8 protein-coding genes, 1 tRNA gene and 1 other annotated feature are annotated in these 8,318 nt (G+C 63.0%); all 9 genes read left to right on the top strand.

What is annotated here, in order from left to right:
* Positions 1–8: 8 nt before the first annotated feature.
* Positions 9–247, top strand: a binding site (T-box leader).
* Positions 248–434: 187 nt separating this feature from the next.
* The 9 genes from M9890_14840 to M9890_14800 all read left to right on the top strand — a co-directional run bounded on the left by M9890_14840 (position 435) and on the right by M9890_14800 (position 8,163).
* Positions 435–1,979 (top strand): 2-isopropylmalate synthase, encoded by a 1,545-nt coding sequence (locus M9890_14840; GenBank protein ID MCO5178229.1) that lies wholly within the window; start codon positions 435–437, stop codon positions 1,977–1,979.
* A gap of 1 nt (position 1,980) precedes the next feature.
* The gene (locus M9890_14835) at positions 1,981–3,258 is read left to right on the top strand and encodes a 3-isopropylmalate dehydratase large subunit (GenBank protein ID MCO5178228.1); all 1,278 of its coding nucleotides are present in this window, start codon (positions 1,981–1,983) and stop codon (positions 3,256–3,258) included.
* 92 nt (positions 3,259–3,350) lie between these two features.
* Positions 3,351–3,872 carry a 3-isopropylmalate dehydratase small subunit gene (locus tag M9890_14830; GenBank protein ID MCO5178227.1) on the top strand — a complete coding sequence of 174 codons (522 nt, stop codon included), beginning with the start codon at positions 3,351–3,353 and terminating at the stop codon, positions 3,870–3,872.
* A complete protein-coding gene (gene leuB, locus M9890_14825) occupies positions 3,869–4,966 on the top strand; it encodes a 3-isopropylmalate dehydrogenase (protein ID MCO5178226.1) in 1,098 nt (365 codons plus the stop codon). Before M9890_14830 ends, leuB begins: the two co-directional genes overlap by 4 nt.
* Positions 4,963–5,787: a DUF692 family protein gene (locus M9890_14820; GenBank protein MCO5178225.1), complete on the top strand. Its 825-nt coding sequence runs from the start codon at positions 4,963–4,965 to the stop codon at positions 5,785–5,787. Before leuB ends, M9890_14820 begins: the two co-directional genes overlap by 4 nt.
* 86 nt (positions 5,788–5,873) lie before the next feature.
* Positions 5,874–6,239 (top strand): iron-sulfur cluster assembly accessory protein, encoded by a 366-nt coding sequence (locus M9890_14815; protein MCO5178224.1) that lies wholly within the window; start codon positions 5,874–5,876, stop codon positions 6,237–6,239.
* Between the two features lie 429 nt (positions 6,240–6,668).
* Positions 6,669–6,750 (top strand) — tRNA-Leu (locus M9890_14810).
* A 41-nt stretch (positions 6,751–6,791) separates the two neighbouring features.
* Positions 6,792–7,433 carry a TlpA family protein disulfide reductase gene (locus M9890_14805; GenBank protein ID MCO5178223.1) on the top strand — a complete coding sequence of 214 codons (642 nt, stop codon included), beginning with the start codon at positions 6,792–6,794 and terminating at the stop codon, positions 7,431–7,433.
* A 1-nt stretch (position 7,434) separates the two neighbouring features.
* Complete coding sequence (locus M9890_14800; GenBank protein MCO5178222.1) at positions 7,435–8,163, top strand: cytochrome c biogenesis protein CcdA; 729 nt, start codon at positions 7,435–7,437, stop codon at positions 8,161–8,163.
* Positions 8,164–8,318: the final 155 nt, after the last annotated feature.

Genomic DNA, 8,318 nt, shown 5'->3' with positions numbered 1-8,318 from the left:
GCGCTGCACAGATGGCGACGACGGTGAGTAGTAGTGTGCGCGCCTGAGCAGCGAGCCGGTGGTTGGTGAGAGACCGGCATGAGACGCAACACGAACTCGCACCCGAGCCGCGCGATCGAACAGAACAACGTTAGATCGCGCCGGGTCAGCCCGTTACAGCTTTCCGAGTGGGCTGTCACCTCCCGAACTTCCGGGAGAAGGGTGACGGTCAATCAGGGTGGTACCGCGGGTTGAGCCCGTCCCTATTGAGGGGCGGGTTTTTTGTTTCTCTGGAATCGGAGCAGGTCGAAGGCCGTGGAGCGCATGATGGGGTATCGGCAGGTGGAGCAGAGCAGCCAGCGACGGTGGTCGCGAGGTTCGCTCCTGCTTACCAGGCCCCATCGCGGGGCCATCTGACAACGACCACTGTTTTCGATACGAGAGAGGCACCTATCGTGGCTGACAGGATTCTGATTTTCGATACGACACTCCGTGATGGTGAGCAGTCTCCGGGCGCGACGATGACGACGCCGGAGAAGATTGACGTCGCCAGGCAACTCGTACGCCTCGGGGTCGACATCATCGAGGCGGGGTATCCGGCGGCGTCGCCGGGCGATCTCGAAGCGGTCCAGATGATCGGGCGCGAGGTGAAGGATGTCGTGGTTGCCGGACTGGCGCGGGTGCATCTGACCGACATCGATGCTGCCTGGGAGGGCGTGCGGACGGCAGAGAATCCGCGTATCCACACGTTCGTCAACGCGTCGCCGATTCAGATGCAGTACCAGTTGCGCAAGAGTCCGGACGAGGTGCTGGAGATGTCGCGGGCGGCGGTACGGCGCTGCAAGAGCTATCTCTCGGACGTGCAGTTCTCGGCGATGGACGCCACGCGGGCGGACTGGGATTTTCTGGCGAAGCTGTTCGGCGCGGCGATCGAAGAGGGTGCGACGACGATCAACGTTCCCGATACGGTTGGCTACACGACGCCTGAGGAATACACGCGGTTGATCGAGTTCCTGAAGGAGAACACGCCGGGGATTGAGAACGTGGCAATCTCGGTGCATTGCCACGACGACCTGGGCATGTCGACGGCGAACACGCTGGCGGCGATTCAGGCCGGGGCGCGCCAGGTTGAGGTGACGATCAACGGCATCGGCGAGCGGGCCGGCAACACGGCGCTCGAAGAGGTCGTGATGGCGCTGCGAACCCGCCGCGACTACTTTGGGGAGTACGATCTGCGGATCAACACTCGTGAGATCGTACCGACCAGCCGGACGGTGACGCGCGCATCGAGCATTCCGGTGCAGCCAAACAAGGCGATTGTCGGCGCGAACGCGTTCGCGCACGAGTCCGGCATTCACCAGGACGGCGTGATCAAGCATCCGGAGAACTACGAGATCATGACGCCGGATTCGGTGGGCTGGACCGGCAGCAAGCTCGTGATGGGTAAGCACTCTGGCCGAGCGGGTTTCCGCGAGCGTCTGAAGGAACTGGGCTACGAGTTTGACGCCGAGCGTCTGCAGACGCTGTATTTCCGCTTCATTGAGCTGACCGATCGCAAGAAGACGGTCACGGATGCGGACATCGTAGCGATCGTCGAGGAGTCGTTCCAGCACGTCGGGGTTGAGCCGTATGTTCTTCTTGGTTGGCGCTCGAACTCGGGGTCGGAAGGTGGTGCCGAAGCGGCGGTCATCGTCAACGTGAACGGTGTCGAGCGTGAGGCGACCGGGCGCGGCAACGGGCAGATCGACGCGATCTATCAAGCGATCGATCAGGTAGCAGGGATTGATGCCGAGCTGGAGCAGTATCACATCGACGCCGTGACTCCCGGCGAAGACGCGCAGGGCTCGGTGTCGGTGAGGATTCGCGTCGATGGGCAGATCTTTAGCGGGCACGCCGTCACGACGGATATCGTCGAGTCGAGTGTGCGAGCGTATCTGACGGCTTTGAATCGGGCAGCGGTGGCGGTGGATGCGCCGCTGAAGGCAGAGGGAGTGGTCTGACATGGGACTGACGATGGCCCAGAAGATCCTGGCCAAGGGGGCCGGGCGGGAGAGCGTCACGCCGGGCGAGATTGTCGAGGTCGCGGTTGATCTAGTGATGACGAACGACGTGACCGCGCCGTTGTCGATCGCCGAGTTCAAGAAGACGGGGCTGAAATCGGTCTTCGATCCGAAGAAGGTCGTCTTCGTGCCGGATCACTTCGTGCCGGCCAAGGACATCAAGGCGGCCGGGATGGCGAAGATCATGCGCGAGTTCGCGCACGAGCAGGGCACGCTGTACTTTGAGATTGGTCGTGCCGGTATCGAGCACGTCGTCCTGCCGGAGAACGGTCTGACGAGACCCGGCGATATCATCATTGGTGCCGACTCACACACCTGCACCTATGGCGCGTTCAACGCTTTCTCGACTGGCATGGGCTCGACCGACATTGCAGCGGCGATGGCGCTCGGCACGACCTGGGTGCGGGTGCCGGACACGATCAAGTTCGTCTACACCGGCACGCTGCCGCCGGACATTGGCGGCAAGGATCTGATCCTGCACACGATCGGCAAGATCGGCGTTGATGGTGCGCTGAACTCGGTCATGGAGTTCACAGGGCCAGTGATCGATGCGTTGCCGATGGATGACCGGATCGCGATGTGCAACATGGCGATCGAGGCCGGCGGCGACACCGGCATCTTCCCCTTTGACGACATCACCAAGGGCTTCCTGGACCAGGTGACAGACGGCAACTACACGCCGTTTGCCTCCGATCCGGACGCGACCTACTCTCGCATCGTTGAGATCGACGTGACGAACCTCAAGCCGGTTGTGGCGTTGCCGCACCTGCCGTCCAACGTGCATGATGCGGACTCGGTGGGTACTGACCCGATCGATCAGGTCGTCATCGGTTCCTGCACCAATGGGCGACTGTCGGACCTGCGGGCGGCGGCCGAGGTCATGCGTGGCCATCAGGTGCATCCGATGGTGCGCTGCATCGTCATTCCGGGCTCACAGAAGGTCGCGCGAGAGGCGGCCAAGGAAGGGCTCGACGAGATCTTCATGGACGCCGGGGCTGTCTTCAGCACGTCGACCTGCGGGCCGTGCCTCGGTGGCTACATGGGCGTGCTGGCCAAGGGCGAGCGCTGTGTCTCGACGACCAACCGGAACTTCCGCGGACGGATGGGGCATCGCGAGTCGGACGTGATTTTGACCGGCCCGCGGGTAGCTGCCGCCAGCGCGATCCTCGGGCACGTCGGCACGCCGGCGATGGTTGAGAGCAAAGCACCTGTCGCCTAACGGGCCGCAGTTATGCAGCTCGCCAGACGACTGAATGATGCGCGCACCGTGGGTGACGCGGCGCAATTGGTGAATCGGATGACGGGGGGACCATGCAGTTTCGAGGACGAGTCTGGAAGTTCGGCGACGACATCGATACAGATGTCATCATCCCGGCGCGCCACCTGCTGACGTTCGATGCCAAGGAGTTGGCCGAGCATGTCATGGAGGACATCGACCCGGAGTTCCCGCAGAAGGTTCAGGAAGGCGACATCATTGTCGGCGGAAAGAACTTTGGCTGCGGTTCATCGCGCGAGCACGCGCCGCTCGCCATTCGTGGCGCGGGCGTGTCGCTGGTGATGGCCGAGAGCTATGCGCGGATCTTCTACCGCAACTCGATCAATATCGGTTTGCCGCTGGTGGAGTGTCCCGAGGCGGTGGCGGATGCAGAGACAGGCGACATCCTGGAGGTTGACACGACCGAAGGATTCGTGGTCAACACGCGCACGGGCCAGACCTACACCGCCAAGCCGCACGCGCCGTATGTGCAGGAGATCGTCAACGCCGGTGGACTGATTGAGGCGGTCACCGAGCGAGTGCGGCAGCGTGAGGCGGAGTCGGGGGCGACTTCGTGACGGATACGGAGACGAAGCGGGTCATGCTGCTGCCCGGCGATGGCGTCGGGCCGGAGGTGATTGCCGAGGCGCAGAAGACAATCGAGGCGGTCGGGGAGGCGACCGGCGTCTCGTTCGCGTTCGAGACGGCCAAGATCGGCGGCTCGGCGATCGACGCCTATGGAGTGCCAGTCCGCGACGAGGACATCGAGACGACGCGTGCCTGCGGCGGTGCGCTGCTCGGTGCGGTTGGCGGACCGGCCTGGGACAAGCAGCCGCGCGATCTGCGGCCAGAGTCTGGCCTGCTGAAGTTGCGCTACAGCCTGGGGCTGTTCGCGAACCTGCGGCCAGTGAAGGTGTTCGATGCGCTGGCCGACACGACGCCGGTGAAGCCGGATGTCGTGCGGGGCGTCGATCTGCTGATCGTGCGGGAGCTGACCGGCGGCCTGTACTTCGGCAAGCCGTCCGAGCAGTGGACGACCGACGAGGGCCGACAGGCGGTCGATACGATGGCATATAGCGAGGCCGAGATTCGCCGTATCGCCGAGCTGGGCTACCGCCTGGCGTCCGGACGGCGGCGCAAAGTCACAAGCGTCGACAAGTCGAACGTGCTGGCGACCTCCCAGCTCTGGCGGACGATCGTTGATGAGGTCGCTGCCGACTTTCCCGATGTGACCACCGAGCATCAACTGGTCGATTCCTGCGCGATGCGTCTGATTGCCAATCCGGCGTCGTTCGATGTGCTCATCATGGAGAACACGTTCGGCGACATCCTGAGTGACGAGGCGTCGGTGCTGGCTGGTTCGCTGGGGATGCTGCCGTCGGCGAGCATCGGTGCGGACGGGACCTTCGGTGTGTATGAGCCGATTCACGGATCGGCGCCGGACATCGCCGGCAAGGGCATCGCCAATCCAACCGGAGCGATCCTGTCGGCGGCGATGATGCTGCGAGTGTCCTTCGGGCTGGATGCGCAGGCGGACGCGATCGAAGCGGCAGTCGCGCAGACGCTCGACTCCGGCGTGCGGACGGCTGATGTCGCGCAAGGCGGATCAGCGCTGTCGACGGTTGAGTTTGGCGACGCGATTCGACGCTGCCTGTCATCGGTGGCGGCGTGACACCCAGCGCGCGGACGATGCTGGGGGCAACCTGGTCTCCGGCATTGGCGGCGCTGGACGATCTCGATTCACTGGTTGACATCGTAGAGGTGCCTGGCTGGGGGCTGGACGCGGCGTTAGCGGCGCGACCGGCCCCGCTTTTGCTGCACAACCTTGACATGGACGTGAGCCTGGCGGACACCGGCTATGTTGATGGCGATTGGGCTGCGCGGGCGAACGTGGCGATCCGCGCGGCGCAGAGCCCGTGGTTCAGCTTGCATCTCGGGTTCTCCTGCGAGCGCGTCCGGTTCGAGGAGCACATGCTGCCGGTGTCGCAGGTGCTGCCGCGCGACGAGTTGCTGGAACGAATCGCGACGACCGCAACGGCGGCGCACGAGATGGTGCAGGTGCCGTTGCTGCTGGAGAATCTCGACTACTGCCCGGAAGGAGCGTACGAGTTCGTCTGCGAGTCGGACTTCATCCGGCAGGTGCTGGATGCGAGCGGTTGCGGCATGCTGCTCGATATCGGGCATCTGCGTGTGTCGGCGAGCTGGCTCGGCATTGCACCTGAACAGTTGCTGGCGGAGTTGCCGCTGGATCGCGTCGGCGAGGTGCATGTCAGCAGCCCACGACCGCTGGAGCATGGCGAGCATGCGGGCTTGCTGGACGATGCTCACGCTGAGCTGACTGATGAGGATGTACGGCTATTGCAGATGGTGCTGGCAGCGGCTCGACCTCGGGCGCTGGTCCTTGAGTATCAGAGGGAGTCAGCGGCGCTCCGGAGTCAGCTAACGCAATTGCGCCAAATACTGGATGTTGCAAATTCAGAAGCTGGTTTATAATCCTCTCGGTTTCGGAATGGGTATATACTCAGGTAGATTCATAGCGCCAGGGGGGCGCTGGTTCCATAGGAGGATGCACTATGTCGATGCTTACGATTACGGACGAGGCTGTCGACCAGCTCCGTGACTTCCTTTCTGAGCAGGGCACGCCGGATCATGCGCTGCGTGTGTTCGTAGCTCCGGGTGGTTGCTCAGGTCTGCAATATGGCATGTCCATCGAAGAGATGGCTGACGAGGGCGACACCGTCATCGAGTCCAAGGGCGTCAAGCTCGTGATCGATGAGTTTTCGGCGATGTATGTCGGCGGGGCTGAGATTGACTTCGTCAACAGCCTGATGGGTGGCGGCTTCACCGTTCGCAACCCGAACGCTGTCGCGTCGTGCGCTTGCGGCCACTCGTTCGACACGGGCATGAACGCTGAGACCGCGCAGGGCTGCGGCTGCGGCAGCTAGCCCAGCAGGTAGCACGGATATAAAACAACACGCTGGGACGAGGCGCGAAGAGCGCTCGCGTCTCGGCGTGTTTGTGTTTTTGGGCAGTCGTGTGGTTAGGGCCGTGCGTTGGGGCAATTTGCGGTGTGGACTGTATCGGCAGGGAGATCTTCACTGCGGTTCGAAATGACAGGACCGAAAGCGTAGTTGCCATGCGGACCGCTTGACATGCTGGCAGAAGCAACACGTAAGCAGTCAGTATTGCCGAGCACGGCCCGACAGCCATCCTCGCAATCTGTCATTTCGAACCGCAGTGAGAAATCTCCCACCCGCCCGAAACAGTCCGACGTAACATCGCTCTCTCGCTGTCGGGTGTCATTTGGTGCTGTGTCTGGCGGGACGATTTGCGGGGGTGGGTTGTTATACTGATGCGGGCTGGGGGAGACATCCGGGGGGATGGCGGAATCGGCAGACGCGCGTGCCTTAGGAGCACGTACCGCAAGGTGTGAGGGTTCGAGTCCCTCTTCCCCCACGAATGTGCGCGCCGCGTTCACGTATGCCGGGAGAGCGGCAATGCAAGAGCAACCTGGATCCATTGAGTCACCTGAGCCTGCGGTCGACAGTTCGGAGCAGGCAGCGCCCCTACCGCGGAGTCTCTTCCGAACGGTCATCGTGCCGATCGTTGCGCTCGTGATGGTCGGTGCCCTGCTCGGTGTCCTTGCCTATGCGTTGTTTGCCCCGGAAGGTGCACGGCTCGCGGATCGCGGGCGGGTGAATGCATCTGGCGCGCTGGTGCTGGAAGATGGCAAGCCGGCGCGGGACTTTGAGATAACGACGTTTGACGGCGATCAGTTTCGCCTGTCTGACCAGCGTGGCAAGATCGTGCTGCTCAACTTCTGGGCGTCGTGGTGCGATCCGTGCCGCGATGAGATGCCGCTCCTGACGACTGCACGTGGGGCGTTGGCCGATGATGTCATCATGGTTGGCGTGAATGTGATGGATGTCGACAGCGACGCGCAGAAATTCCTGCAAACATACAAGGTGAACTACCCGACGGGTCCGGACAGCGACGATCGCATCGGCATTGACTATGGCGTGAGTGGCGTGCCGGAGACGTTTGTAGTGGATGCTGAGGGCAACCTGGTGGCGCATTTGCCGGGGCCGGTGACCAGCCTGCAGCAACTGCAGGACATGGTTGCGGAGGCGCGGAAGTAGCGTGTCGTCGATCGGGCTGCTGACGGCATTTGGCGCGGGGTTCATTTCATTCCTGTCCCCGTGTGTTGCGCCGCTGCTGCCCGGCTATCTGTCGCTTATCACGAGCTCGGCTGCGGGGTCGCACGCCACGACGTTGCCTCCGAGGGTGCGGGCGCTGTGGCCGAGCCTCGTCTTCGTCTTCGGGTTCTCGCTGGTGTTCATTGCGCTCGGTGCGTCAGCGTCGGTGTTCGGCGACATGCTCGATCAGTACCGACAACCACTGACGCGCATCTCCGGGTTGTTCATGATCGTGATGGGACTCGTGATCCTGTGGGGATTCCGCGTGCCATTCCTGATGCGTGAACGTCGCGTGCAGTTTGAGCCGCGCAGCTTCTCGCCGAGTGAGGTGCTGCTGCTGGGGATGGCGTTTGGCTTTGGCTGGACGCCGTGCTTTGGGCCGATCCTGGCGTCGATCCTCGTCTACACCAGCACGGCTGATACGGTGCGCTACGGAACGCTGCTGCTGACTGTCTACTCGCTGGGGCTGGGTATCCCGTTCCTGTTGGTTGGCGCGGGGGTCGGGCGCATTCGTGGGGTGATCAACTGGGGCACGCGGAATGCTGGGCTGGTTGCGGCAGTCAGTGGCGTGACGATGATCGCTATCGGCGTGTTGTTTGTTAGTGGACAGATGTTCCGGCTGGCGATCTATGGGCAGCGAGTGATGTCCGGTTTCCCGGGGCTTTCCGGGTGACGTTGCTGCCATGAGCGCCGGTGAGGGATTCCTGCTCTTTCTCCGTCTGGCGCATGCGTTTGCAGCCGCGGTCTGGCTCGGGGGAGGGGTATACTACCTGGTGGCGGTTCGCCCGGCATTGCGTGATTCGACGCAGCCACCGCGCGAGTTCGTCG

Source organism: Thermomicrobiales bacterium (genome assembly GCA_023954495.1).
GTDB lineage: Bacteria > Chloroflexota > Chloroflexia > Thermomicrobiales > CFX8 > JAMLIA01.
Note: the sequence above shows the minus strand (reverse complement) of the source record. Positions and strands in the feature narration are given on the sequence as shown.

Coding starts and splice junctions, on each gene's coding strand:
- M9890_14835 (MCO5178228.1), top strand. CDS start 1,981: ATGGGACTGACGATGGCCCAGAAGATCCTGGCCAAGGGGGCCGGGCGG.
- M9890_14830 (MCO5178227.1), top strand. CDS start 3,351: ATGCAGTTTCGAGGACGAGTCTGGAAGTTCGGCGACGACATCGATACA.
- M9890_14815 (MCO5178224.1), top strand. CDS start 5,874: ATGCTTACGATTACGGACGAGGCTGTCGACCAGCTCCGTGACTTCCTT.
- M9890_14805 (MCO5178223.1), top strand. CDS start 6,792: ATGCAAGAGCAACCTGGATCCATTGAGTCACCTGAGCCTGCGGTCGAC.